Annotated in this window: 22 protein-coding genes; 19 read left to right on the top strand and 3 right to left on the bottom strand. The window is 55.7% G+C overall.

Annotation, left to right across the window (positions count from 1 at the left end):
- Nucleotides 1-36: 36 nt before the first annotated feature.
- The 7 genes from BN1012_RS12480 to galE all read left to right on the top strand — a co-directional run bounded on the left by BN1012_RS12480 (nucleotide 37) and on the right by galE (nucleotide 8,404).
- Nucleotides 37-528, top strand: coding sequence for a YHS domain-containing (seleno)protein (locus tag BN1012_RS12480; RefSeq protein WP_197538306.1), 492 nt, complete (start codon nucleotides 37-39; stop codon nucleotides 526-528).
- Between the two features lie 214 nt (nucleotides 529-742).
- Nucleotides 743-1,453, top strand: coding sequence for a metallophosphoesterase family protein (locus BN1012_RS12475; protein WP_043951048.1), 711 nt, complete (start codon nucleotides 743-745; stop codon nucleotides 1,451-1,453).
- Between the two features lie 138 nt (nucleotides 1,454-1,591).
- The gene (locus tag BN1012_RS12470) at nucleotides 1,592-2,833 is read left to right on the top strand and encodes an outer membrane beta-barrel protein (RefSeq protein WP_206778002.1); all 1,242 of its coding nucleotides are present in this window, start codon (nucleotides 1,592-1,594) and stop codon (nucleotides 2,831-2,833) included.
- A 240-nt stretch (nucleotides 2,834-3,073) separates the two neighbouring features.
- Complete coding sequence (gene cysD, locus BN1012_RS12465) at nucleotides 3,074-3,868, top strand: sulfate adenylyltransferase subunit CysD (protein WP_043949857.1); 795 nt, start codon at nucleotides 3,074-3,076, stop codon at nucleotides 3,866-3,868.
- Nucleotides 3,869-3,883: 15 nt separating this feature from the next.
- Nucleotides 3,884-5,806 (top strand): adenylyl-sulfate kinase, encoded by a 1,923-nt coding sequence (cysC, locus tag BN1012_RS12460; RefSeq protein WP_081826379.1) that lies wholly within the window; start codon nucleotides 3,884-3,886, stop codon nucleotides 5,804-5,806.
- A gap of 486 nt (nucleotides 5,807-6,292) precedes the next feature.
- On the top strand, nucleotides 6,293-7,339 hold the full coding sequence (gmd, locus tag BN1012_RS12455; protein WP_043949856.1) for a GDP-mannose 4,6-dehydratase: 1,047 nt from the start codon (nucleotides 6,293-6,295) through the stop codon (nucleotides 7,337-7,339).
- A gap of 51 nt (nucleotides 7,340-7,390) precedes the next feature.
- Nucleotides 7,391-8,404 (top strand): UDP-glucose 4-epimerase GalE, encoded by a 1,014-nt coding sequence (galE, locus tag BN1012_RS12450; protein WP_043949855.1) that lies wholly within the window; start codon nucleotides 7,391-7,393, stop codon nucleotides 8,402-8,404.
- Here the strand turns inward: galE and BN1012_RS12445 are convergent.
- Together BN1012_RS12445 and BN1012_RS12440 are read right to left on the bottom strand one after the other, a co-directional pair.
- A complete protein-coding gene (locus tag BN1012_RS12445; RefSeq protein ID WP_043949854.1) occupies nucleotides 8,358-9,260 on the bottom strand; it encodes an FkbM family methyltransferase in 903 nt (300 codons plus the stop codon). The two genes, galE and BN1012_RS12445, sit on opposite strands and share 47 nt — an antisense overlap.
- Before the next feature lie 24 nt (nucleotides 9,261-9,284).
- Nucleotides 9,285-10,040, bottom strand: a complete 756-nt coding sequence (locus tag BN1012_RS12440) for a class I SAM-dependent methyltransferase (protein WP_043949853.1) — start codon at nucleotides 10,038-10,040, stop codon at nucleotides 9,285-9,287.
- Between the two features lie 277 nt (nucleotides 10,041-10,317).
- On the opposite strand from BN1012_RS12440, the gene BN1012_RS12435 reads away from it, so the two are divergent.
- The 11 genes from BN1012_RS12435 (at nucleotide 10,318) to BN1012_RS12385 (ending at nucleotide 23,054) form a co-directional block, all read left to right on the top strand.
- A complete protein-coding gene (locus tag BN1012_RS12435) occupies nucleotides 10,318-11,703 on the top strand; it encodes a hypothetical protein (RefSeq protein ID WP_145973463.1) in 1,386 nt (461 codons plus the stop codon).
- A gap of 133 nt (nucleotides 11,704-11,836) precedes the next feature.
- Nucleotides 11,837-13,009 carry an acyltransferase family protein gene (locus BN1012_RS12430; RefSeq protein ID WP_043949851.1) on the top strand — a complete coding sequence of 391 codons (1,173 nt, stop codon included), beginning with the start codon at nucleotides 11,837-11,839 and terminating at the stop codon, nucleotides 13,007-13,009.
- A gap of 97 nt (nucleotides 13,010-13,106) precedes the next feature.
- On the top strand, nucleotides 13,107-14,276 hold the full coding sequence (locus BN1012_RS12425) for a glycosyltransferase family 4 protein (RefSeq protein ID WP_043949850.1): 1,170 nt from the start codon (nucleotides 13,107-13,109) through the stop codon (nucleotides 14,274-14,276).
- 383 nt (nucleotides 14,277-14,659) lie between these two features.
- Nucleotides 14,660-15,628, top strand: coding sequence for a phenylacetate--CoA ligase family protein (locus BN1012_RS12420; RefSeq protein ID WP_171815964.1), 969 nt, complete (start codon nucleotides 14,660-14,662; stop codon nucleotides 15,626-15,628).
- Nucleotides 15,625-16,434, top strand: coding sequence for a methyltransferase domain-containing protein (locus BN1012_RS12415; protein WP_043949848.1), 810 nt, complete (start codon nucleotides 15,625-15,627; stop codon nucleotides 16,432-16,434). Before BN1012_RS12420 ends, BN1012_RS12415 begins: the two co-directional genes overlap by 4 nt.
- Before the next feature lie 27 nt (nucleotides 16,435-16,461).
- Complete coding sequence (locus tag BN1012_RS12410; protein ID WP_081826378.1) at nucleotides 16,462-17,619, top strand: glycosyltransferase; 1,158 nt, start codon at nucleotides 16,462-16,464, stop codon at nucleotides 17,617-17,619.
- Complete coding sequence (locus BN1012_RS12405; RefSeq protein ID WP_052535237.1) at nucleotides 17,616-18,419, top strand: glycosyltransferase family 2 protein; 804 nt, start codon at nucleotides 17,616-17,618, stop codon at nucleotides 18,417-18,419. Before BN1012_RS12410 ends, BN1012_RS12405 begins: the two co-directional genes overlap by 4 nt.
- Entirely contained in the window at nucleotides 18,413-20,230 is a 1,818-nt protein-coding gene (locus BN1012_RS12400; protein ID WP_063958504.1) for a carbamoyltransferase family protein, read from the top strand. The genes BN1012_RS12405 and BN1012_RS12400 overlap by 7 nt, the downstream gene beginning before the upstream one ends.
- A gap of 96 nt (nucleotides 20,231-20,326) precedes the next feature.
- The gene (locus BN1012_RS12395; protein WP_043949846.1) at nucleotides 20,327-20,977 is read left to right on the top strand and encodes a class I SAM-dependent methyltransferase; all 651 of its coding nucleotides are present in this window, start codon (nucleotides 20,327-20,329) and stop codon (nucleotides 20,975-20,977) included.
- 164 nt (nucleotides 20,978-21,141) lie between these two features.
- The gene (locus tag BN1012_RS12390; RefSeq protein WP_171815963.1) at nucleotides 21,142-21,861 is read left to right on the top strand and encodes an FkbM family methyltransferase; all 720 of its coding nucleotides are present in this window, start codon (nucleotides 21,142-21,144) and stop codon (nucleotides 21,859-21,861) included.
- 53 nt (nucleotides 21,862-21,914) lie between these two features.
- On the top strand, nucleotides 21,915-23,054 hold the full coding sequence (locus tag BN1012_RS12385) for a glycosyltransferase family protein (protein ID WP_145973461.1): 1,140 nt from the start codon (nucleotides 21,915-21,917) through the stop codon (nucleotides 23,052-23,054).
- A 42-nt stretch (nucleotides 23,055-23,096) separates the two neighbouring features.
- Here BN1012_RS12385 and BN1012_RS17020 read toward each other — a convergent pair whose 3' ends face one another.
- A complete protein-coding gene (locus tag BN1012_RS17020; RefSeq protein WP_171815962.1) occupies nucleotides 23,097-24,608 on the bottom strand; it encodes a sugar transferase in 1,512 nt (503 codons plus the stop codon).
- A 449-nt stretch (nucleotides 24,609-25,057) separates the two neighbouring features.
- Here BN1012_RS17020 and BN1012_RS12375 point away from each other — a divergent pair, with 449 nt between their 5' ends.
- Nucleotides 25,058-25,630: a hypothetical protein gene (locus BN1012_RS12375; RefSeq protein WP_043949843.1), complete on the top strand. Its 573-nt coding sequence runs from the start codon at nucleotides 25,058-25,060 to the stop codon at nucleotides 25,628-25,630.
- The last annotated feature ends 72 nt before the right edge of the window (nucleotides 25,631-25,702 follow it).

The raw sequence follows: 25,702 nt of genomic DNA, 5'->3' as shown, positions 1-25,702 counted from the left end.
GACCGACGACAGGCACTGATAGAGGGACTTCAGCACATGACACATTTTCAAACTCGGACATTGACCTCCCGGTTCTCTATGAACCTGGCCATGTCGGTCCTCATGCTGGTTGCGGCAGCTGTGTTCGCAGCGCCGGCCCATGCCGCCAAGGACCCGGTCTATACCGGACTGTTCAGTAGTGTTGCCGTCAGTGGCTATGACCCTGTGGCGTATTTCCGCGAGGGAAAGCCGGTTGAAGGGTCTTCTGCATTCGAAGCGGAGCATGAGGGCTATACCTACCGGTTTGCCAACCAGACCAATCTTGATGACTTCGTTGCCGACCCGGAGGCCTTCGCGCCGCAATATGGCGGTTATTGTGCCTGGGCTGTGTCTCAGGGCTACACGGCGTCTGCTGATCCGGACAACTGGACCATCGTCGATGGCAAGCTCTACCTGAACTACAACGATGATGTGCAGTCCACTTGGGAAACCGACATCCCGGGCTTCATTGAAAAGGCCGACAGCAACTGGCCGACGGTTCTTCAGTAGCCGGGCAGACTAAACATTTGCCAATCCCAGCCGCTGGCGGATCAAAAGTTTCCGCTGGAGGCAAGGCCGCTTCATCCAGTTTCGATTTCGGCATGTTTTCGCTGCTGTTTGTGTTGCAGCGGGAGCATGCCGGTCGTATCTCTTGGCGATGCTCAAAAAGGCCTTATCCAGACTTGCCTCAGCCGTCCTTCCTGCGTCCAGACCGGCGGCGCAGGTGCCTGAGGGAACCCGTGTCTATGCCATCGGCGATATCCATGGTCGGGCGGACCTGCTGGACAAGCTTCACGACAAGATTCTGGAAGATGCCAGACATGCCGGTGTTCAGCGTCATGTTGTTGTCTATCTAGGCGACTATGTGGACCGGGGGCTCGACAGCAAAGGGGTGATTGATCGCCTGCTTGATGATCCGTTGCCCGGGTTTGAGAAGGTCTTTCTCAAAGGCAATCACGAGGATGCGTTTTTGAAGTTCTTCCTGGAGCCCGAATTCGGGCGTGACTGGAAGTACTATGGTGGCCTGGAGACCCTCATGAGCTACGGGGTCAAGGCATTGCCCCTGAAGGACGAGCCAGACGCCTTTGTGGCAGCGCGGGACGAACTGGCCAGAAACTTTCCAGCCAGTCATCTCGATTTTCTGGGCAGTCTTCGTCTCTGGCACGAGGAAGGGGACTTCTACTTTGCCCATGCCGGTGTGCGTCCCGGTCTCCCGCTTGAAGAACAGACCGGACAGGACCTGATGTGGATTCGGGAAGATTTTCTGGCCAGCGACATGGATTTTGGCAAGGTCATTGTGCATGGGCATACCCCGGAGGAGCAGCCGGTCCAGCGCACCAACAGAATCGGCATTGATACGGGGGCCTACATCACCGGCATCCTGACTTGCGCCGTGCTAGAGGAAGCTGAATGCCGGTTCATCCAGACGGCGTAACATTTCCACGCGGGATGGCGCTCGAATCAGGAGTTAGCTAGAATTATCCGGGGATTCGGGATGTGGCGCGTGTGAGATGCGTCATCGTCTCCAACTGATTGCCGCAACAGGTTAAATATGACACTTCGGATACGCCTCTTGGCTTCTTTGGCATTTGTTTGCTTTGTCCCCGGCTCGATGGTGATGGCTCAAATTCCAGAACGTGGCTTGGGGGTCACCGACAGGGAACGCCCGGAGTATGATCCAGTTGGCATTCGGGTCGGCGGGTTCATAATGTATCCGTCGGTTACGTCGTCGGTTACCTATACTGACAATCAGTTTGCACAACCTGCCAATGAACAAGACGATACGATTTTCATCCTTGCCCCGGAAATTCTCGTCGAGTCCCAGTGGAGCCGCCATTCGCTGAATCTTAGTGGCGGGTTGGCCTCCAGTTTTCATGATAAAAACGACAGTGATGACGCAACAGATTATGGTGTCGGTGCTGAGGGGCGCCTTGATATCACGCGTGCCACCTCGTTGAGCGTCAGTGGTGGGTATGATGTGACCCACGAAGACCGTGGTGATCCTGATCAACCTGCGACTGCGGTTGAACCTACGCAAGTCACGGAGGTGACGGCTGAGGCCGCGCTCGACCAGCGTTTTAACAGGTTGTCGCTGCGTCCGGCGATCTCGTTCAGTGACGTAGACTTTGAGGATGTTGCGCTGATTGGCGGCGGCACGGTCAATAATGATGACCGTGATCGACAGGAGCTGGTTGCCAGCCTGCGCGGTGGGTATGAGGTGTCGCCTGCGCTTGAGGTGTTTGTCGAAGGCCGCTACCGCACGATCGACTATGATAGCTTTGACGACAATCTGGGCGGGGGCGGCGTCGCTCGGCGTGACTCAAAAGGGTATGATGCGCTTATTGGTGCCTCCTTCGATGTCGGTCGCGTGGCACGCGGTGAGGTAGCTGTTGGGTACACGGAACAGGACTACGATTCCTCGCTAATTCCCTCAATTGATGGGTTTATCTATGAAGCCGGGATTTCCTGGTTTTTGACCGAGCTCACGACTTTGAATTTGTTGGGCACACGCCAGACCGAAGAGACCACGCTGGCTGGCGCGTCGGGCAACGTTACGACGGAAGGCAACTTGCGTGTTGACCATGAGTTGTTGCGCAATCTTCTGATCGGTGTTGAGGGCAGCTATGCGAACGAGACCTTTGAAGGGATCGGGCGTGAAGACGACAATTATTCTGCTGCTGTGGACGTGACCTACCTGATCAACCGCAATCTGCGTGCGCAGGTTGGGTACGAGTTTGAATCTCGTGAGACCAACGCCATTGGCGCTGAATTTGACCAGAACACTGTCTTCCTGGTGTTGCGTGCGGCGCTCTAGCTGCAGCTTTTAGCTTCCTTGTTCAGGCATAGTGGTTGGCTTGTAAGGCGCGGCATTTTTTGCTGCGCCAACGGACGCTATGGTTTTTTCCAAGATACAAACAACATATAATCAGTGTGTATTATTTTATTTGACATTATGTGAGTGGATAATTATCTAGCCCTCAGGCGGCAGGATGAGGCGCAGGTGTTACTCATCTGCCTGCCTGCGGCATTTTTTTTCGAGTGTGGAGGCCAGAAAATGGACCGTCTCGACCAGCTTGAGGCGCAGAGCATTTATATTCTGCGCGAAGCGTTCAACCGGATCGACAACATCGCGATGCTTTGGTCGCTGGGCAAAGATTCCAATGTGATGATCTGGCTGTCGCGAAAGGCGTTTTTCGGACATCTGCCTTTCCCTGTGGCACATCTCGATACGGGCCTCGAATTCGACGAGACCTATGCATTCCGTGACCGCTACACCAAGGAATGGGACCTCAAGCTCATCAAGGACGAGTGCCCGCCGATTGAGAAGATTGACCCGACCTTGCCGCCGGCATCACGCCTTGCTGCCCGAAAGACAGCCGGTGTGAAGGAAGCGATCGAGAAGTACGGATTTAACGGGCTCATCACCGGTATCCGTCGCGATGAGCAGTCCATGCGTGCCAAGGAGCGAGTTTTCAGCCCGCGTGGCCTTGATGGCCAGTGGGATTTCCGCGATCAGCCGCCGGAGTTCTGGGACCAGTACAAGACGGACTATCCCGACGGCACGCACATTCGTATTCATCCGCTCCTGCATTGGACGGAGCTCGACGTGTGGCGGTACATCCAGCGCGAAGAAATTCCCCTGGTACCACTCTACTTTGCAAAAGACGGCAAGCGGTTCCGGTCACTCGGCGAGAAGGGCATCACCTTCCCGATTGATAGCGATGCCTCCAACATCGAAGAAATCATTGCCGAGCTTGAAACCATCAAGACCGAAGAGCGCGCTGGTCGCGCCATGGACCATGACTCGGAGGATGCTTTCGAGCGCCTTCGTGCCGATGGCTACATGTAGGCGGGAGCAGAAATCATGACCAAAACATCAGTCAATCTTGCTGCCGTGAATACCGATGATGCGGCTCTTGCCCAGCGTGTGCGCGATCTCTTGCGCATCGTGATCGTGGGCCATGTGGACCACGGCAAGTCGACACTCGTCGGCCGTCTCTTTCATGACACGGGTTCGCTGCCCGAAGGCAAGTATGAGGCCATTCAGGCCATGTGCGAGCGTCGCGGCATGCCGTTTGAGTGGGCGTTCCTGATGGACGCCATGCAGGCCGAGCGTGACCAGGGCATCACCATTGATACGTCGCAGATCTGGTTCAAGACGGATCAGCGCGACTACACGATCATTGATGCGCCGGGCCACAAAGAATTCCTGAAGAACATGATCACCGGTGCGGCCCAGTCCGATGCAGCCTTGCTGATCATTGATGCAGCCGAAGGCGTACGTGAGCAGTCACGTCGTCATGGCTATCTGCTGCATCTCATGGGCATCCGTCAGGTGGCTGTGGCCGTCAACAAGATGGACATGGTTGATTATGAGCAGGAACAGTTCAACCTCATTGAGGAAGAATACCGCGATTACCTCACTTCCATTGGTGTGACGCCTACATTTGTTATTCCGGTGTCGGCGCGCGAAGGCGACAACATCGCTGAGCAATCCACCAATATGGCCTGGTACAAAGGCCCAACAGTTGTGAAGGCGCTGGACAGCTTCCTGCCGTCGGCCCCGACTGTTGATCAGGCGCTGCGGTTCCCGATCCAGGATGTGTACAAGTTTGATACGCGCCGCATCATCGCCGGGCGTCTTGAAGCCGGTTCCTTGAATGTAGGCGATACACTTGTGTTCTCGCCCTCAAACAAGAGAGCCAAGGTGGCGAGCATTGAAGGCTGGTCGTCCAAAGGGGAATTTGAAAACCCGCAAACTGCACAAGCAGGCGAAAGCATTGGCGTGACGCTGGACGAGCAGATTTTTGTCGAGCGTGGCGACATGGCCAGCCATGTGGAAGAGGCGCCGATCGAAACGGATGTATTCCGTGCACGGCTTTTCTGGCTTGGCAAAGAGCCGCTCACCGTGGGCAAAACCTACAAGATCAAGCTCAATACGTTTGAAGCACGTGTTCAGGTGCAGGAGATTGAGCGCATCATTGATACGACCGACCTTTCCGCAACGGATGCGGGTCAGGTTGAGCGCAACCAGGTGGCTGAGATCGTGTTGCGCTCCAAGCGCATGCTGGCGCTGGACAGCTTTGTGGACAGCCCCCGCACCGGCCGCTTTGTGCTGATTGATGGCTATGACATTTCCGGCGGCGGCATCATTTCCATGGAGGGGTATGCGGACCAGCGCGACCTGATTACCCAGAAGTCCACCAACATCACAAAGGTGGAGCACGGGATTACGCTTGACGCGCGTGCTGTGCGCAATGGCCACAAGGGCGGCGTGCTTTGGTTGACGGGGCTTTCGGGTGCCGGCAAGTCCACACTGGCCGTTGAGCTTGAAAAGCGGCTGTTTGAAAAAGGTATGAATGCTTTCGTGCTGGACGGCGACAATGTGCGCCATGGCCTCAATGCCAATCTCGGGTTCTCACCTGAGGACCGGGCAGAGAATATTCGCCGCGTTGGTGAAGTGTCAGCGCTGTTTGCTCAGTCCGGTGCCATTGCCATCACGTCGTTTATTTCTCCCTACCGGTCTGACCGGGACAGGGCACGTGAGGCAGCCGGCGAGCACTTCCATGAAGTGTATGTGGCCGCGGATCTTGAGACCTGTGAGGAACGTGATCCCAAGGGTCTTTACAAGAAGGCCCGCACCGGTGAGATCAAGGAGTTCACCGGTGTTTCTGCGCCTTACGAAGCTCCGGACGCGCCTCAACTGACGGTCGACACGTCAACCTGTGATATTGAAGACTGCGTTCAACAGTTGGTGGACTACGTGGAAGCCAAATTTGGCGTTTAATCCTCCATTCATCCGGCCTGGTTGCTGCTTTTGTTAACTGCAAAATTGTGCCTTTTTGACACGTCGAGGTAGCTGGCGAGTGATGTCATGTTGCGTCAATGGCGGCCACGGTGGTGGATAAAGCCAGCAATTGCTTTCAATGCTCGCACGTAGGCGCGTTTGCAGGCCAAAAATGCGAATGATCATGATCTGCTAAGCAGATATGGGCATGAGATTGTCCCGCTGCTCAGTCTTTCAAAGGCCCGGTCAATAGCTGATGAAAGATTGGCCGGAAGGCCAGGATATGGACGAGTTGCTTTATCACATCAATGATCCACATGCTTAAAACACACTTGCCTAACCGTGAGCTTCAACTTCTTGTCCAGACACTGATCCATGTACCTTTGCGGTCGTATTGGATTTGGTTGGACAGCAAACTGTTGCCAATTCCCGCATTCGCTGCTTTAAGCCTTGCAACAGTTTGAGAATTTGAGAGACCTACGATACATGTCCAAAAAGACAGCGCTGATTACCGGGATAACCGGCCAGGATGGCGGATATCTCGCAAGCCTTCTGCTCGAGAAGGGGTACGCGGTGCATGGTGTTGTCCGGCGCTCTTCGAGTTCATCACTCGGCCGTCTGGAAGAGCTGTTGGGTGCGGAACGTGTGCGGGATGAAATCGTCTTCCACACCGGCGACATGACGGATAGCACCAGCCTGGCGCAGGCGCTCTCAGCCTCTCTTCCTGATGAGGTCTACAACCTTGCCGCGCAAAGCCATGTAAAAATTAGTTTTGACAAGCCTGAGTACACATCCAATGTAAATGCTTTGGGCACTTTGCGATTGCTCGAAGCCATCCGTCTGCTCGGCATGGGCGAGCACGTGCGTTTCTATCAAGCGTCAACGTCTGAATTGTACGGTAATGTCCAGGAAATGCCGCAGAGCGAGACAACGCCGTTCCAGCCCCGAAGCCCCTATGCCATCTCGAAGCACCATGCGTTTGAGACCACGGTCAATTACCGTGAGGCCTATGGATTCCACGCATCTAACGGCATTCTGTTCAATCATGAAGGTCCCAGCCGTGGTGAGGATTTTGTGAGCCGTAAGATCACCATCGGGGTTGCGCATCTCCATCATGGGGTAGGTGAACCCTTGCAGCTTGGCAATCTGGATGCCAAGCGTGACTGGGGGCATGTGCGTGACTATGTTGAAGGCATGTGGCTCATGCAGCAGCAGGAAGAAGCCTCGGACTATGTGCTGGCGACAGGACAGGACCACAGTGTGCGTGAATTCGCTGAACTGGCTTTTTCTCATGTCGGCCGGACCATGGAATGGTCCGGGCATGGTGTTGAAGAAAAGGGCGTGGATGCCAAATCCGGTGACCTGCTGATTGAAGTGGATTCCAAGTTCTTCCGCCCTGCTGAAGTTAACTCGCTACTGGGTAATGCCGGTAAGGCTCGTGATGAACTGGGATGGGCACCGCAGGTCACCTTTCAACAACTAGTTGCGGATATGGTAGAAGCAGATTTGGCGCGTGCAGCCCGGACAGCCTAAAGATAACGCCGCATATGCATCGGCCTGCAGATAAATATTCGCGAGGGTGCAATGACTGTCCTGGTGACAGGTGGAGCAGGATACATAGGAAGCCACACGGTGCTGGCGCTTCTTGATCGTGGCGAAGACGTCATCGTTCTCGATAATCTCTCAACGGGATTTGAATCGGCAATTCCCGATGGTGTCAGCCTCGTTTTCGGAAATGTGGGTGACAGGGCACTGCTTGATGATCTGTTTGGCAGGGCCCAGATTGACGCAGTCATCCATTTTGCCGGGTCCATTGTTGTACCCGAATCCGTTGCCGATCCACTGGGCTATTATCACAACAACACCGTCAATTCCCGTGAACTGATTGCGGCTTGTGTGGCTCACAGTATCCCGCACTTCATTTTCTCCTCCACAGCTGCGGTTTATGGCACACCGGTAAGAATCCCAGTGAGCGAATTCGCTGCCCCGGCGCCAATATCGCCTTATGGCCGCTCCAAGCTAATGACCGAGTGGATGCTTATGGACGCTTCCAAGCCCCATCATCTCAACTATACGGCCTTGCGCTATTTCAACGTCGCCGGGGCTGACCCCTCCGGCCGTGCGGGGCAGAGCACAATCGGCGCCAATCACCTGGTCAAGGCCGCGATAGAATGCGCACTGGGTAAAAGAGATCATGTCGCCATTTTCGGTGCGGACTTTGATACTCCTGATGGCACTGGCGTCAGGGACTATATACATGTGACCGACTTGGCGGCTGCCCATGTCAACGCATTGGCCTATCTCCGTGTCGGCGGAGAAAGCTGCGTCATGAATTGTGGCTATGGGCGAGGAAGTTCGGTGCGTGATGTCCTTGCCGCCGTTCAGCGGGTCACGGGTGTTTCGCTGCCCGTTCTTGAATGCGCCCGGCGCGCCGGTGATCCTGCATCGGTGGTTGCGGATGTGGGCCTGATCAAATCTATCTTGAATTGGTCACCGCGTTATGACGACCTCGATCTCATCGTGAGGCATGCCTTTGGATGGGAGCGTCATCTCATTCAGCAGGCGGTTGAGATTGACGAGGGGCGCCAGCCCGCCTGAACAACGCGCGCCCCATGCGTGCCTTGATGTCTATGCTGAGTAAATCGAAGCCGCGGTGAATGAGGTAATTCGCGACGGTGCTGAGGGTTTCTTCGGACTTAAGGCCGCGCTCCTCGCCACCATCGACGGCAATGTAGTCGATTTTTCCCAGGGCCTCGCCGCAGCCGATCAAGATTTCCGGTTCGAGGCCTTCCGCCTCGAGTTTCAGGAGGCGGATATTATCGAGCCCATTGTCGGCTAGGTACTGCTCAAGCGACATCGTGTCGATGCGAGTCTTGCTCTCATAACCGTTTGCGGGCTCGGCCAAGGATGAGTCTGCTCCGGAAGATGAGATGTAAAAATCCATAGTTCCGGATTCACTGTAAAGAGCAACCGAATTGTTGGTGGCACCTGGTGCATTCAGTGCAAGGCAACCAAACTCAGCCTGAGACGGCTCAAAGGAATGGTAGTTCCGCGGACTGATAAAACTGCTTAGATAGGGGTAGAGGTCTCCGTAATTCGCGCCACACTCAATGACAATATCGTTTGGCCTTAGTATCACTCGGTCGATGAAATATGTGGATGCCAGATACCTGCTGCGGGCATGAAGGCCGTATCTGTAAAGTCCAAATCCGCGGAACTTGTCGGCGAACCAGTGCTTATCAGTGCCCTCGGTGACAAAGTAGAAGCCCGTTGCCGCATCGAACCCGAAGCGAGTTGGTCTGCCGCTCCAATATTGCCGCATGTTCATGATGGTACAAGCCGTGGCGGGTTTTGCTATACCCATCATTTGATTGACCGCACGCGCGAATGCACGGTGGTGAAGGTCTAGTTGCTGGGACCCGTAGTCGTTGATGTGTTTGATGATGTTGGGCAAAATGCTGGTCCAAAGAGTGTTCGGCTATCGTGGCCTGAGCTGGCGCAGCGCGCGTTTGACGCTGCCCGGCAGATTGCGCTTGAGCCAGAAGATTGCCTCCTGCTTAGTGCCATACATTTGTCCCAGAAGGCCGGTATCTTTGTATTTGCTGGTTAGATCTATGAATTGAAATACGGGCGTTTCTGCAGGCTCGGGGATGAGGATCGCAAATTGATTATACGGCAGGGCCATGATTTTCAGTCGATTTGCTTCAGCGAAATGAACAGCAAACGGAAATACTAGTGTCGGCTCATAGTCCTTGGTGTGCTGCCAAATGTCGGCGCTGAAATCATCACCGCCAATAATGCCGCCTGGCCGCACCTTGCCGCGGATATTGATGAGGTCAACCACAATGCCGCGCAGCGTGTGGTCGCCGTCAATATAGGCAAAGTCAATGGAGCTGTTTTCAATCTGCTTTGATACCTCAATGGTCGTGCCGCGCAGTACCTTACGCTTTTGTGCCGCAAACGCGGTGGTTTCCATCGCCGAAGCATAAATGTCTTCGAAGGTTTTCTGGTTTACATTGAACGGCTTGTTCCATTGATCGATGTGCCGCCACGGATCGATCATCAGATAGGTACTGATGTTTGGGCAGTTGCGGAGTAGCTCGGCCGAATAGTCACCTTTCCATACCCCCACTTCGAGCACTCTTTTGGCATGCATCGCGGCCACAGTCTTGACCCACATATCCAGCCGTCCACTGCTTGTCCGGGCGATCTTGGCAATCTCTTCATCGTTCATTTTGATGCTATTCCGGTTTGCTGCAGAGGTTGGGTCCAGGCTGTGCGGTTAATCCTCCACGAGCCGAAAGTGTATGCAAGCGTGGTGCATAGTAGTAGCTTTCTGCAGAGCGTTCGAGTTGGAATGCGGTGCGGTAGACCATGCCGTGCGTTAACCCTAGTGAGTTTGTATGACCGTTAACGACATGCCTGGTTCCGCAAGATCCGCAAGCGTGCCTGTGCGATCGCCTAGGGGTCCAGCAGCGCCGCCCAAGCGTGTGCTGGAAAATCTGCCAGCCATGACCTGGCTGGGCGTGATCGCATCGTTTCTTGTAGCATTGGCCTCTCTGGACTTCATTGCGGGCTTTGTTGTTTTCTGCCTGTTCATGATGACTGGCCTGACATGGGTACGCGGTATTATTCCAGTAGTACCGATGGCGCTTGCTTATCAATGGGTGTTCGGCACCACGGGCTATCTGTTTTTTCTGTTCAGCGACAGGTGGCCGGGTGGCGATACCATGGGTGATGTTGAAGCCGCTGTGCTGCTGTCCTCTGTCGGCCTGCTGGCTTTCGCCGTCGGTATTTCGTGGGTTTTGGTCCGGCTGCCGGTCAATCATTGGGCGTCGGTCGAGCGGTACTCGCCGCAAAAACTCTTCTGGCTGACCATCGGCGCCTTTCTAGTAGGCTGGATATTCGATATCGGCATTTCGTCGCAGCTTGGTGGGCTATCGCAGCCGGTCGGGAAACTGCTCGAAGCGCGTTTTGTGCTGGTGTTCATGCTGATCTCGACCGTTATTGCCCAGCGGCAGGGGTGGTCCTATCTGGTCACGTCACTCGGGGTGGTGATCGGTCCCAGCCTTCTGACCGGGTTTTCGCGTTTCAAGGAGCCGATATTCGTGGTGGCTGCCGCGATTGCTGCGGAGTGGCAGCCAGCCTCTAGAGATACCGCGCAAAAGCGCATCAACAAACGTATTATTGTCTCGATAGTCATCGCGGCATTAGGCATTGCGGCGCTGGGGCTCGTGTGGAATGGGTCCATCAAGGCGCAGTGGCGTGAATATCTGTGGCAGAACGGCATTGGTGGCTCACAGATCGAGAAGCTTGAGGTTTTTGCGGACGTGGTGATCAGCGCACCATCCGACTTTGATGTGGCTAGGGCCTGGGAGGCCACTGCGGGGCGCCTTTCTAGTGGCCTCAATTATTTTTCCCATGTGGTTGCTCGCGTCCCGCAACATATCGACCATGAGGGTGGCGCGCTCATCGGTCGGGCCATCTATCACGTCACGACGCCGCGCTTCCTTTTTCCCAACAAGGAAAATCTGGGAGGTGACTCGTGGCTTGTGCGCCAGTATGCGGGACTGAATGTAGCGGGCAACGAGTCCGGTGCGTCCATCGGCCTAGGTTACATTGCTGAGTTTTACATTGATTTTGGTGTGGCGGGGGTGATCTTCGCTGCCTTCCTCTATGGCCTGTTGGCGGGCGGGATGGCCTATTTTTTGGCGGTGTTCTCGCCGGACGTTAGGGTTTTTGGCGCAGTGCTCACCACACTCTTTGTTTCGTCTTTCATGGTCTATGACGCGAGTTTCACGAAGGCACTGGGCGGACAGCTGCAGTTCACGATCATTCTTCTTGTTCTGTTGGTGGGTCTTGGCTCATGGCTGCGGCGGGCGGCAATCAGGGGCTAGAAAACGGCACGGACCGCATATGCCTCGTCCTAGTGTTTGGCATGTCCTTCGAGAGCGTTTGATGCGGTATGCAGCATATGCTTAGTGTGCCAATCACTCTGTAAGGTTTTCAAAGCCTAGGGGCACTTTGTTGATGCTAGTCGAGGCTCTCAGCCGCAAGACGTCGGGAAAAGCTGTCATCCGAGAGATTGATGGCCTGCGCTTTTTCGCCATCATGGCGGTTCTGACAGCGCATTCTTGGGGCACGTTTGTCCCTTATTCGGGCCTTACTTATGATCTCGAGAAATTCACCACCATCGATGCGGTTTTGATGCGCGTGTTCCTGCAGGGCAAACTCGGGGTGTTTTTGTTTTTTACCATCAGCGGCTTCGTTCTGGCGTTGCCATGGGCGCGCCACGCGCTCAGCGGTGGGCCGAGTTTGCCGATCGGTCGGTTTTATCTGAAGCGGTTAACGCGCCTCGAGCCGCCATATGTTCTGTGCATGGTGGGATACTACATTGCCCTGTCGGCGGTCGGACGCCTAAGCTATTCGGGCGATTTCGACAACCTGATTGCATCGCTGCTTTATTCCCACAACATCGTCTACGGCACAGGCTCGACGATCTATCTCGCGGCCTGGTCGCTGGAGGTGGAGTTTCAGTTCTATGTGTTGGCACCGCTGATCTTTACCGGCCTGTTTGCCCTCGGTCAGGGCGCGAGGCGGGTCACCATGCTTGCTTGCATCCTCATCTGGTCATGGGCCCCACAGACGCTTCATGGCTGGGAATGGCCCGACACAATACTGACATATGCCCATTATTTCATCGCCGGTGTGCTTCTAGCTGACGTATACGTCTCAGGGCAGTTGTTCTTTGGCGGTAAAAGTCGGTGGTTTGATTTTCTGGCCTTGGCTTCCTTCGTCCTGATCCTGTTTGTTTTTGGGCAGATTGACCGCAATCCTGCCGCGCAACTGGGATATGTCGCAGGTTACGCCGGGTTGTTCGTGGCGTCTTTCCGCAGCCTGGGTTTCAGGCGCTTCGTTACATGGGTGCCAGTCGTGATCATCGGCGGCATGTGTTACTCGATCTACCTTCTGCATGGCAGGGTAATGACATTTGTCACAGTCTATTTAGTAAACGGTGTGAAGCTGAGCGGCAGTTATGCTGTCGACCAGTTGATCATGATCGTGCTGCTGGTCCCGCTATGTCTTGCTGTCAGCGCGGTTTTCTTTGTTCTGATTGAGCGGCCGACCATGGACTCACGCTGGCCCGAGAGGTTGAGAAACTGGTTTATGGCGCGGGCGCGTTCTGTGGGGGCACGGCTTTAATGAAGTTGCGGATTTTGATGCGTGTTGCGTCGCCTGCTGTCAGGCGGCCTGACACAGGCAGCCAGGCACAAACGTCTGGTGAGGGGCGTTGACCTGAATGGCCTTTGACCCATCATTTCTAAAGCCCGGCTGCAACATCGTTGTTGCCGCCGCCGATGTATTTGACCGCACCGGCGGCATTGCGTCTGTCAGCCGCTCTGTTGTTGATGCACTGAAGCAGGCTGTTCCGCCCTCGGGAGCGCTGACGGTTCTGTCGCTGCATGATGGGCCCGGAACGACTGAAGGCGAGGCCGCCACATCCGCCGAGTACCGCTTCTCGGGTTTTGCCGGCAGCACGGCAGGTTTCGCGTTGGCTCTGACCAGGGTGGCGCTTTCAGCGGACTGCATTGTTGTGACCCATGTGCGGCTGGCGGTGCCGCTGATGCTGCTTCCTAAATTTCTCAGGCCGCGTCTGATCGTCCTCGCGCATGGATCGGAATCATGGAAGCGTCTGAAGTCGTCCAGTAGGCGCGTGTTCCGCGCGGCGGATCTGGTTCTGACCAATTCCAGGTATACGCTCGAGCATGTGATGCATGCGCAGCCCGGCGTAACGGCAATGGAATGCCTGCTTGGCCTTTCGACGCATATCACCCTGCAGACGCGCCTGCCGCCGCCACGGGTCGGCGCGCCATTGTCGTTTCAGGCTGCTGATGGGCAGGTCCGGTCGCTCGGGAACCGCATGCTCTTGATTGTTGGGCGCCTTGATCCGCGCGAGCGTGAGAAGGGGCATATGGAACTTTTGCAGGCTTTGCCTGCTTTGCGAAGCCACTATCGTGATGTTCAACTGGTCATGGCTGGTCCAGGAGACGACTCTGATCTGTACTGCGCCATGGCGCAGGATTTGGGCGTGGAGGGCGCGGTTTTTGTGCTGGGCCGGGTCAGCAATGCGGACCTCATCGCTCTGTATCGAGATTGTTATGCCTTTGTGATGCCGAGTCGGCAGGAAGGGTTCGGCCTTGTTTATCTTGAGGCCATGAACTGGGCACGCCCGTGCGTCGCTTGCCACAATGATGGCGGTGCAGAAGTGGTGGCCGATCAAGAAACCGGATTGTTGATAGACCAGCCTGTTGAGGTGGACGCGCTTGCCGACGCAGTGTTGACGCTGCTCGATGATCCGGCGCGGGCAACCAGCATGGGCGCTGAGGGCTGGGCGCGACTACAGCGGGAGTTTACGCCTACTCAGTTTCATGCCCGATTTCTCTCGCACGTGCGGAGGGTTTTGGCGTGAGCTGGCTCGCATCGCTGAGGGCAAGGCGCAACGCGGGGGCTGTGCGGGGGGTTATAGCAGCCTACGACGCGCATCAGAGCCCTGTTGATATTGCGCGTTGGCAACTGCGGGCTCTCAACGAAAGCTGGATTCATATGAGAAGCGCCGGCGTGGGTGCCGGAGCACTTCTTCAGCGCCGCTGGTCTCTGCCCGACCTCTTTGAGAGTTGGGACCAGTTTGACGCTCTTGTGCCAGTGTGCACCAAGGCTGATCTGAGAGAGATTGTCAAAGAGGCGGGCTCTGAGGCTTTTCTGGGGTGTGAATGGCGAGCGACAGCCGGCACGACCGGTGAGCCCTTCCGGTTTCCCGTGTGGCCTGATGAGGCAGCGGGGCATGGGCTGGCCATGTGGGCGGCCCGCGAGCGTCTAGGTGTCGGGGCGGATGCGCGTGTTTCTTTGATCTGGGGGCACGCGCATATGCTGGGCGATGGCGTTGGCGGGATGATCGGCAAAGCCAAGCGGCAGCTAGCGGACAAGGTGCTCGGCTATCAACGGATATCCGCATACGACCTGACCGATGCAGCCCTTGTCGCCGCTGGGCGGCAGGTCATCAGGCACCGGCCTGACCTGCTCATTGGGTATTCCAATGCGCTTGACCGGTTTGCCGAAACCAACGCCAACCATAAACACAGTATCAACCGATTGCCGCTGAAGCTTGTGATCGCCACGGGCGAAGGCTTCGCGAGCCCGGCTGCAGAGGCTCGTGTGCGCAGCTTCTTCCGCGCGCCAATGCGCATGGAATATGGGTCGATGGAAACAGGTGTCATGGCGTACCAGTTTTCAGATGAGGGATATCAGACGCTGTGGCACCGGCACCGCCTAGAGCGTACCGCTGATGAGGCGGGTGTTGGTCGGAAAATTGGCAATGCTAAGCCCGTTGTCGTTACGTCGCTCTATCCGCGTGCGCTGCCTGTTTGGAGGTATGAGATCGGCGACCGGATTGAGCTCTTTGCGGAAGACGAAAGCCCGCGTCTCAGATTTGCAAACGTCAGGGGACGGAGCAATTTGCTTGTCCGGTTGCCAAGTGGTGAAGAATTTCATTCAGAGGCCATCAGCCATGTGGTGCGAGAGGTACAGGCGATACGAGCATTTCAGTTCGTTGTGTCCGGCAGTAAAAATTCAACCATCCTCAGATATTTAGGGCCACGGCCTCTTACCCCGGAGGAAGCTGATACGCTTTGCCGGCGGTTGTCGCGCGTGAGTGCGACGCTTTCTTCGGTAACATTTCAGCACAGCGCAGAGCTGGGCAAATCACCCGCAGGTAAACATGCTATCGTCGTCTATGGAGATTTGGTCAAAGAGGATCGAGTATGAAGATCAGAGTTAACGGCGAAGAGCTCGATATCACCCGCTACGATGCGTATCATCGCAAGCGGATAGAACTGACGCTCGATGCTGCACGCACAACGGGCGCGCGCCGGGTGCTTGAGCTGGGCGGCGACCCGTGGCTGATGACTAGTATGCTGGCCTCTGACAATGATTTTGACCTTGCCGCCTCCGTCAGCGCGCAGGAGGTAACCGCATGGCCGGATGAGCTTGACTGTGTGGCAGTGCCTTATGAATTGACTACGCCCGACGGTCGGACCGCGCAGTTCACCAACTACTCGGCCAATGTCGAGAGGAATGATATTCGGATCTGTGGCCGGGTGGATTTGGTGCTTGCATGTGAAATCATCGAGCATGTCGTCAGGGCGCCACATCGTATGCTGCTTAATGCCAACAGCTGGCTTGAGACTGGCGGTTTTTTGCTGATCACCACGCCAAACGGTACCCAATTTGAGAACCCGTTTCATAAGCGGGCAAAAATGCCCGCCTATCGCGACTCTGTCTACGGTCGTCACAATTACGCGTTCACACTGGATGGTTTGGTGGACATCGTCGAAAGTTGTGGCTTCTCGATAGAGAAGGCCGAATTCTGGAACCCCTACAAGCGTGGTGGTGCGCGTGGAATTGTGGATTTTCTGGCGCGGGTACCTGTCGGCATTATGCGTGAAAAATTCAGCCGGACGCTCTTTGTGCTCGCGCGCAAAACAAAAGACTGCGATAGCGCGATGTGGCTTCCCAAAGTGTATGCGCCGGGCTCCATGTGGGAACGGGTTGACCAAACCCCCAGGCTTTAGAGACTTAGTATTACTAGGGGGGCTTTCGTGCGAATCCTACATATCACGGCAACTTATTATCCGGCCACGCGATATGGCGGTCCTATACGGTCTGTACACGGACTTTGCGGCGCATTGGCAGCGGCGGGACACGAGGTGGAAGTCTATACAACAAATGTTGATGGCGCCGGCATATCGGATGTTCCCGTCTCGACCCCGGTTGAGATGGGCGGGGTTTCCGTGACCTATTTTCCTGCGGTGACCCTAGGGCAGCGGTTTTACTATTCTCGTCTCATGGGAACGGCGCTGCGGGCCCACATCAAGAAATTTGACGTAGTGCATACTCATGCGCAATTCGTATGGCCCTCCTATGAGGCGGGGCGGGTTGCACGACTTCATGATGTGCCGCTAGTACATGCACCAAGGGGCATGATTGACCGGACGCTGGTGCAGCAGAAGAGCGGGTTTTTGAAACGCGCCTGGATATATGGTCTTGACCGCGCCAACCTCGAGGGTGCTGCTGCCCTGCATGTGACCAGCGAAATAGAGAAGGCAGAGATTGAGGCATTCGGGCTGGCCATTCACCGATATGTCATCATTCCCAATGGTGTTGATGACATAGAAGGGCCAGTGCAACACGCCGCTCAGGGCGGGTCTGGGAATGCGCCGGTAATTTTGTTTCTTGGCCGCATCTCATGGAAGAAGGGCATTGACCGGCTCATTGAAGCGTTAACGTATGTTCCCGCTGCCGAGCTTGTGATTGCGGGTAACGACGAGGAAGGCTACAGGGGCGTGCTTGATGGTATCGTTGCCCGGCTTGGGCTTGCTGACAGGGTGCGGTTTGTCGGGGAAGTCTCGGGGAGTGAAAAACGGGCGCTGTTTGCCAGCGCGAGCGTGTTTGCGCTTCCCTCGCAGTCAGAGAATTTTGGCGTTGCGGTCATTGAAGCCATGCAAGCAGGCTGCCCCGTAGTCGTCACTCCGGAGGTCGGTCTAGCGGATATGGTGGCCCGGACCCACAGTGGCATCGTTTGTGCCGGCGGCCCTGAGGTGCTGGGTGCCGGCATCGCGGGCGTTCTGACAGACCGAGAGGAACTAGCGCGCATGTCGGCGAATGCTGTTGCTGCCGTCCGCCGGGACTACCTTTGGCCGCGGATCGCCGACCAAATGTTGCGCACATACGCCGAATTGAGTGCAGGGGCACAATGAAAATGGACGTCGGCGAAATCACTGCGATGATCCTCACTTTTAATGAGGAGGCAAACATCCAGCGGACCCTTGAACGGCTCGCATGGGCTGGGCGGGTTTTACTGATAGACAGCGGCAGCACCGATAGCACGCTGGAGATCGCGGCCGGTTTCGAGAATGTGGATGTCATCCAACGTTCGTTTGACAGTTTTGCTGAGCAATGCAATTTCGGGCTTGGCCATGTGACCAGAGGCTGGGTTTTGTCGATGGACGCCGACTATGTGCTTGACGACGGATTCGAGGATGAAGTGCGCAGCCTGTCTGATGGGCGTGACATAAGCGGCTATGAAACATCTTTCATCTACGCGGTTTACGGACAAAGGCTATCGGGTACGCTGTATCCGCCGCGAACGGTGCTTTACCGGTCAGGCATCGCCCGTTACAGGGACGTCGGTCATGGGCATAGGGTGGAGGTGCCGGGGACCGTCAAAAGACTGGCCTCGCGTATTATTCACGATGACCGGAAGCCAATCGAGCGGTGGCTCGGCTCTCAACGTTCATATGTCCGCAAGGAAGCCGACCGCATTCTGGCAATTGATGGCGGAGGTGGCTGGAAGGACAAGATCCGGCTGCTGGCAATCCCTAGTCCGCTTCTTGTTCTAGGCTATTGCCTGTTCTGGAAGGGGTGTATTCTAGATGGGCGTGCCGGGCTGCATTATGCTTTGCAGCGTTGTTACGCTGAGCTGTTGCTCTCGCTTGAGTTGCTGGACAGGCGCCTGAGTGGCAGGCCAGACGAAAAAGGACCGAACCGCGAATGCTGATCCTTGGGTTGAATGCTTTCCATGGCGATTCATCCGCCTGTCTGATTCGTGACGGGCGTATCGTCGCTGCTGCAGAAGAAGAGCGGTTCCGGCGCATTAAGCACTGGGCCGGGTTTCCCTCACAGGCAATCCAGTTCTGCCTGGACCAAGGAGGCGTGCGCCTGAGCGATATTGACCATATCGCCCTCAACCAGGATAGCCGCGCCAATCTCAAGGAGCGACTACTGTTTGCAGCTCGCCGGCTTCCAAGTCCTAAATCAATTCTCGACAGGTTAAAAAATCGGTCTGAGCGGCATGATATCGCCGGCCATCTGGCGCAAGCTTTTCCGCATGACGGGTTTTCGGGTGCAGTGCATGGTGTTGAACACCATCGGGCGCATCTTGTATCCGCCTCGGCCGTCTCGGGTTTTGATCGTTCCTGTGTCGCCTCTGTTGATGGCTTCGGCGATTTTGCTAGTGCCTTGTGGGGGGTAGCGGATGGAACCGATCTTGTCATCCACAATAAGGTTCTTTTCCCCCATTCACTGGGTGCGTTTTACCAGGCACTGACACAATATCTTGGCTTCAGAAATTACGGTGACGAGTACAAGGTGATGGGGCTTACGGCCTATGGTCAGCCCACATTTGTTTCAAAACTAGAAGATGTCGTGAATCTAGAAGCTGATGGTCGTTTTACCCTGAATCAGCGCTATTTCCGTCATGGGCGGGAGCACATTCCCTATCAGTGGAAGGATGGATCACCTGAGGTTGGTGTTCTGTTCGCCGACCGGCTGGAAGACCTGCTCGGCCCAGCGCGTGTACCAGGCGAGGAGCTGGCGCAGGTGCATAAAGACATCGCGCATTCCGTGCAGGTGATTTATGAGGTCGCGCTCTTCAACCTACTCAACGCTCTCAAGGTCCGTGGGCAGAGTACTAATCTGTGTCTTGCCGGCGGTTGCGCAATGAACTCTCTAGCGAATGGCAAGATCCGGCGCAATACGGGTTTTGAGCGGGTCTATATTCAGGCAGCCGCGGGAGACGCGGGTGGTGCCATTGGTGCTGCACTTAATGTCTGGCAGCAACTTGGCGGCAACTTTTCCGCCTCCGGAATGCCTAATGCTTACCTCGGCCCCGGCTATAGCGATGTGCAGATTGGCGAGGTCGTTGAGAGGTTCTCCCGCGATTTTGCCGAGCGTGGCTGCACGGTCAATCTCAACAGTCCGATTGAGGAAGTCTTCGATAAGACTGCGACGGCGATCTTGGAAGGGAAAGTGGTCGGCTGGTTTCAGGGACGTATGGAATGGGGCCCACGGGCATTGGGCAACCGCTCGATTCTGGGTGACCCGCGCCGGGGCGACATGAAGGACATTCTCAATCTCAAGATCAAGCGGCGGGAGTCATTCAGGCCGTTTGCCCCTTCAATCATGCGCGAGCATGTGGCTGAGTGGTTTGAGGAAGATGACGATGTGCCTTTTATGATGAAGGTCTTTGGGATCAAGCCGGAAAAACACGCTGCGATACCCGCAGTTGTCCATGCAGATGGCACAGGCCGCCTGCAAACCGTAACGGAGGCGTCAAATAGCAGGTATTACGGGCTCATTCGGCGCTTTCATGAGTTGACCGGCGTACCGATGCTGCTGAATACCTCATTTAACGAGAACGAGCCGATTGTCACCCGGCCAGAGGAGGCCATCGACTGCTTCCTGCGGACCAATATGGATGTGCTTGTGCTCGGGAACACATTCATAAGCCGGCCTGACGACATCTCTCGGCCAAAGGTGGAAACAGGTGCAGATAGCGGGCAGCCTAACAAAACGGTGGCTGTGCACTGAAATATGCGGCGGCGGGATATTAGATGTGCCCGATTGTTCCGTTCAAGGTGCTGTAGTGCTGCTTCCACATTGAAAGTGTAACCAGGGGAACAACATATGAGCGGCTATTTGAAGGAGTTTTTCAAACAGGTCGTTTTCCGGCATACCAGCCTGGGCGCCCCGAGATATCAATACAATATAGAGCCGATCCAGATTGCGGAGATCATAAACGGCATTGAACGCTCGAAAGCGAACAGCGGCGGTTGTGTGGTTGAAATCGGTCTGGCGCGTGGTCTTACCAGCAAGCTTATTGCGGAGCACATAAAACGCCAGTCCTACGATACGATGTTTTATTGCCTCGATACGTTTTCCTCGTTCACCAAGGCCGACCTCGAATTTGAGTATCAGACTCGGGGCAAGACGAGAGGAGAGCTTGTAGGATTTTCTTACAACGATTTTGAGGTGTGGAAGAGTAATTTCGTACAGTACCCGTTCGTGCAACCCATCCAGACCGATGTGTCGGAATTTGATTTTTCGACTATTGCCCCTATCAATTTTTGCTTTCTTGACGTTGATCTCTACGTGCCCACCAAGAAAGCGCTTGAGAACATGCTTCCGCATATGGCTCCTGGCGGCGTGATTGCGGTTGATGACGTACTCGACAACAATCGCTGGGACGGCGCCTTTCAAGCGTTCATGGAGTTCGTTTCGGAAAACCGACTCCTGCATCGGGTATCCGGAAACAAGTGCGGTGTGATTGAGCTGTGACACCTATTGGTACTATGTGGCATATCCTCACTCATCCGCTCTGCCGTGAGCGGCGGTTGGCAGCCCTGTGGCGGTATCTTAGCTGGCAGGCCGGGTCGCGGCTTCTGGCTGCGCCGGTGGCGATACCCATTGTCAACGGGGCGAGGCTTCTCGCGGTCCGCGGCATGACTGGGGCTACTGGAAATGTCTATACGGGGCTCCATGAGTTTGAAGACATGGCATTCGTGCTTCATGCGCTTGAGCCCGGAGACGTCTTTGCCGATGTAGGGGCAAATATTGGCTCTTATACGCTGTTAGCTGCCGCGGGGGTCGGGGCGCGTGTGGTGGCGTTTGAGCCTGACCAAGGGGCATCGATGTGGCTGAGGCGCAATGTTGGGCTCAATTGTGTGGAAAATCGGGTGCGAGTCGTTGAAGCAGCTGTTGGCGAGACCCCCGGCACAGTTCGTTTTACGACCGGACTGGATACTGTGAATCATGTTGTCGACGTGGATGGTAAGGCTGGGTCATCTACCGACATAATGGTCGTGCGGCTGGACGATGAACTCGGCGATCAGGTGCCACGGGTCATGAAACTGGATGTGGAAGGTTACGAGCTACCGGTTTTAAGGGGTGGAGCGCAATTGCTGGTAGACACACGCCTTGAGGCTATAGTGGTGGAGCTGAATGGCAGCGGTCAGCGGTACGGATTTCACGATAGTGATACGGTGGCATTGCTTGAGGGCGCGGGGTTTGAGCGGTGCGTCTATGATCCATTCAGCCGGGAGTTGTCGCCGCGCCGAGTTGATCACCGAAATGACAATGTGTTGTTCATCCGCGCTGGGAGTGATGTTGGTGCGCGGATGAAATCGGCCGCACCCTTCACGGTTTTGGGCAGGACGATCTAGGCGATGACCCATCCTGTTCGAGGGTTTAAAGCCTCTAGTTGTAAGATGCCTGAATGAAGCACCGCAAACTTGTTTATTTTTGTGACTGGCTACCACCAGATTTCGGGGCCGTAGGGCAATACAGTGTGCTTTTCGCTCGCGATTGGATGGCGCGCGGATATGATGTGGTGCTGGCGGGCCTTTCATCAACAGTAGATTCCAGTGTGCGCGTTGATGCTCCTAACGGGTCGCTGGAAATCATCCGTCTCAAGGCGGAAAAATATGACAAGGGTAGCCTGCGGGAGCGGGCGCTTTGGACGCTTAGGGTCAATACAAAGCTGATCACCCGCGTATGGCGCCATTTGCGCGAGGCCGATGACATACTCTTCACCGGAAGCCCGCCCTTTTTGATCCATTTTCTGGTGCCACTGAACATACTGTTGCGCAAGCGCATAATCTACCGGATCACCGATTTCCACCCGGAATGCATAATGGCGGAACGTGGCGGCGGTGGTCTGCTGCTCAAGGCTTTGTATCGTGTCACGGTGTTCTGGCGCCGCCACATTCACCATTTCGAGGCGTTGGGGGAAGATCAGCGCGAACGGCTCAAGGACATCGGCATTCCTGAATCCCGCATTGAGATTAAGCGTGACCCCTCACCGGTTGAGATCACAAGCCAAACACTGCCGCTGGAACGACCCGATGGATATGAGGGGGCCGTCTTGCTGCTATATTCCGGTAATTGGGGAGTAGCGCATGATACACAGACATTCATAGAAGCCTACCGGCAGCATCACAAGCGCGGGTCCGGGCGTGTTGTTCTGTGGCTGAATGCTTTGGGGGCCGGTGCGCGAACTGTTGAAGAAGCTCTGCAGGCGGACGGTCTGCCATATGTGCGCGGTAAACCAGTGCCCCTTGACGAGCTTGCTAGCCTGCTTGTCACCCCTGACGCGCACCTCATAACGCTTAAAGACGACTTTGTGGGATTCGTGCTTCCGTCGAAAATATATGGATGCTTGGCTTCAGGCAAACCGTTGATTTACGTGGGAAGTCGTAACTCCGATGTACATCTTCTGGCCGGTGAGGCTGAGGCTCGTGGAGTATTCTACCGTAATTGTCCGGTGGCCGCGGTGGAGGCGCTATTGACGTCTTTGGAGGAACTGGCTGGGAATGGGCATGCTACTCGGATGTGCATGGAGCCGGATTGTGACTAATTAAAAATTTTGTTGCTCTCGATGTTGCCGTATTAAATGGTTCTAGATGTTGCGCACAGGGCTACGGTCGATGGGCGCGGGATGTCCACCATCCTTGTCATCACATAGCGCCACCGGATCAATGCCAGCATCGCGCAAGGCTTTTTCGTCCACATGCTCGCCGGCGAACATGATCCACATGGTTTTCAGCAGAATTCTCGCGTCTAGCCAAAGGTTTGCGTGCTCGCAGTACCACCTGTCCAATTTGAGCTTCGCTTCGACATCCAGCACGCGGCCACCATTTACCTGCGCCCAGCCGGTGACGCCAGGGCGCATTTGGAAACGGAAATCACCACTAGTGCCGTGCCCATCAAGGTCGGTCAAAACCCAGGGCCGCGGACCGACCAACGACATCTGCCCAGCAATGACGTTGAAGAGTTGCGGCAGTTCATCAAGTCTCAACCGCCTTAGAACGCGGCCGATTCTGGTTTGCCTTAGGTCATCGGCGAGGGGCGCGCCGACGGGCCCGGTAGCTGATTTGAGCGTGCGGAACTTGTAGAGCTTGAAAGGCGCGCAGTAGCGGCCCGGTCGCACCTGCACGAACATTGCCGGCCGGCCCATATCCACCACTACTAGGAGCCATACCGCGGCAAACACTGGTAGCAATAAAATTGTCGCAATCACCGCAATTGCGACATCGAGTATCCTCTTCACAAGCTCGCTGACCGAATGGGTGCGTGCCTGCGCCGCCAACATGGGTACGTCGCCAGTTGATGTTATGGACGATTCGATGCAGGTGCTGAGAAAATCGGTGCGACCGATTTCTTTGAGGCGGTGGCGAGCAACGAAGTCGTCGATACGGCGGCCCGCCAGCGCGCCCCAGTTTTCAACTTTCGGCGAGCGACATGTAGCAACGGGATGGATGCCCTGGGTGGCCAGTTCAAGCATTAGCTTGTCGAGGTTTCCCACGTCCCCGACAACAGGCACCCCATGGAGGAATTTTTCCTGCGTCCTACCACTTTCCGACACGACTGCGACAGGGCACAGATTGTTGTACGGGGTGGCCTGTGCCATCGAAATCATGAATTCAGCAAAGCGGTCCGTGCCAAAGATGATGACGGGAACCCATTCGCGCATGTTCTGATTGGCGAGAGCAGGGCGCGAGCCGCCCAGCAGCAACCGGTGCCCCAAAATCATACCCAGGGTCAGTCCCATGGCATAAAGAAATGGGACTGACCGGCCAACTGAAGGCGACTGAATGAGGAAAGCCACGCCGAGAAAGCCCAGACTGACGACGGCTGACAGACGCAGTATGTAGAAAAGCTGGCCGTGCGATGCCGCGCGCCAGGGCTTCGTATGGCTGCCGGTGAAGAAGAAGGTGGCAAGTGCGAGCGCCCAAAGAACAGGCATGTAAACGTACAGCTGAGGCAGAAACCGTGAAGACGTGAAGAAATCTGCGTCCAAGGCTTCCGCGTGCCTTAGGGTCAGCGCAAGCGGGAGAGCGCACGTGACCCAGAAAAGATCGTGGATCAAACGCACCTTGCTCGACAGTTCGCGTTCTGAGGTATGTGCCATCTGACCCTCTGTCATCCTCTCCTGCGTGCACTGTCAATTGGCGCTGCCGGGTAAAGCAAGTGTGATAGCTTCGCAACTCCAGTGCCAACCAGCGTTGACAAATTGAGCAATATCCGTGCCATGTCTGGCACTTGGCATGACGCTACAATCCCCGGCTGAGCCGAGTTTAGGCAGGTTGGCCAAGCGTAAAAAATGACCGACATTCCAATGCGTTGCAAGCACCTGTGGGTAGTTGTTGCTTGCTACTTCCGGCTGTGCGTCGACGGGTGAGCATTTTTGTGTCGCGGATTAATAGCAATCATCAAGGCAAATCTACGACGCCGGCATCGCAATATGTCGCGTTAACCATTAGTTAAGATTGTCGCGGGGCATGCGCCGTGCTAAGTAGATCTTGAATTTTGAGCAATGGATCTACGAAGTCCGAGTGTATAGAAGAATTGGGGCCAGCTATGCCTGTTTTTGCAGAAGTGCGTCGTGTTGGGCACTTGGTTGCCGTGACGGTAGCATTGCTCGTGGCGTTGAGCGCGTCGGCTAATGCTCAATCAACAGGGTTGCTCGAAGCACAAAGTGCAGTTGAGCTTCAATTGGCCGCTCTGACGGGGCAGCCGACAACCATTAGTGAGGCCACTTCTAGCCAGCTGGCAGCTGCTGGCAATGCGGCCATTGAGGCGGCTTGTCCTGGTGGCGCAAACTGCCAAGAGGCGCTCGATATCCTAACTGTTATCATGGCGCTGGATCCTGAGTTGGTTGATGAGTTGCTGCCGACCGTTCTGGCAAACAATGGAAATGCCAGCGCGGTGGCGGAAACGGTTCTCGCCGCAGACAGTGGCGATGCAACCGTTTTGGCGCTCGCTGAGGCGCTAGAGGGTGCAGGCTACACAGACGTGGAGGCCATAATTTTGGCAGCCGCCCAGGAAGTTGGCACGACGATCAACACTGCTGCCATCCCGAGCGGGCCGGGCCGGCAGTCAGATATCAACCAGTTTAGCAGTTCTGATCCGCCCACACCAAGTGGTTCGTGATCTGGTGAAGCCAAGTGGCTGCCTTCGTTGGCGCCCGACGATTTGTTAAATTTGCTTAGATGCGCCGGGTGT

It is taken from the genome of Candidatus Phaeomarinobacter ectocarpi (assembly GCF_000689395.1).
Taxonomy (GTDB): domain Bacteria; phylum Pseudomonadota; class Alphaproteobacteria; order CGMCC-115125; family CGMCC-115125; genus Pyruvatibacter; species Pyruvatibacter ectocarpi.
The sequence above is the reverse complement of the archived record's forward strand: the minus strand, read 5'-3'. Positions and strand labels throughout refer to the sequence as shown.

Coding starts and splice junctions, on each gene's coding strand:
- BN1012_RS12420 (WP_171815964.1), top strand. CDS start 14,660: ATGTGGGCGGCCCGCGAGCGTCTAGGTGTCGGGGCGGATGCGCGTGTT.
- BN1012_RS12385 (WP_145973461.1), top strand. CDS start 21,915: ATGAAGCACCGCAAACTTGTTTATTTTTGTGACTGGCTACCACCAGAT.
- cysC (WP_081826379.1), top strand. CDS start 3,884: ATGACCAAAACATCAGTCAATCTTGCTGCCGTGAATACCGATGATGCG.
- BN1012_RS12400 (WP_063958504.1), top strand. CDS start 18,413: ATGCTGATCCTTGGGTTGAATGCTTTCCATGGCGATTCATCCGCCTGT.
- galE (WP_043949855.1), top strand. CDS start 7,391: ATGACTGTCCTGGTGACAGGTGGAGCAGGATACATAGGAAGCCACACG.
- BN1012_RS17020 (WP_171815962.1), bottom strand. CDS start 24,608: ATGGCACATACCTCAGAACGCGAACTGTCGAGCAAGGTGCGTTTGATC.
- BN1012_RS12405 (WP_052535237.1), top strand. CDS start 17,616: ATGAAAATGGACGTCGGCGAAATCACTGCGATGATCCTCACTTTTAAT.
- BN1012_RS12480 (WP_197538306.1), top strand. CDS start 37: ATGACACATTTTCAAACTCGGACATTGACCTCCCGGTTCTCTATGAAC.
- BN1012_RS12430 (WP_043949851.1), top strand. CDS start 11,837: ATGCTAGTCGAGGCTCTCAGCCGCAAGACGTCGGGAAAAGCTGTCATC.
- BN1012_RS12395 (WP_043949846.1), top strand. CDS start 20,327: ATGAGCGGCTATTTGAAGGAGTTTTTCAAACAGGTCGTTTTCCGGCAT.
- gmd (WP_043949856.1), top strand. CDS start 6,293: ATGTCCAAAAAGACAGCGCTGATTACCGGGATAACCGGCCAGGATGGC.
- BN1012_RS12415 (WP_043949848.1), top strand. CDS start 15,625: ATGAAGATCAGAGTTAACGGCGAAGAGCTCGATATCACCCGCTACGAT.
- BN1012_RS12390 (WP_171815963.1), top strand. CDS start 21,142: ATGACTGGGGCTACTGGAAATGTCTATACGGGGCTCCATGAGTTTGAA.
- BN1012_RS12425 (WP_043949850.1), top strand. CDS start 13,107: ATGGCCTTTGACCCATCATTTCTAAAGCCCGGCTGCAACATCGTTGTT.
- BN1012_RS12440 (WP_043949853.1), bottom strand. CDS start 10,040: ATGAACGATGAAGAGATTGCCAAGATCGCCCGGACAAGCAGTGGACGG.
- BN1012_RS12375 (WP_043949843.1), top strand. CDS start 25,058: ATGCCTGTTTTTGCAGAAGTGCGTCGTGTTGGGCACTTGGTTGCCGTG.
- cysD (WP_043949857.1), top strand. CDS start 3,074: ATGGACCGTCTCGACCAGCTTGAGGCGCAGAGCATTTATATTCTGCGC.
- BN1012_RS12435 (WP_145973463.1), top strand. CDS start 10,318: ATGACCTGGCTGGGCGTGATCGCATCGTTTCTTGTAGCATTGGCCTCT.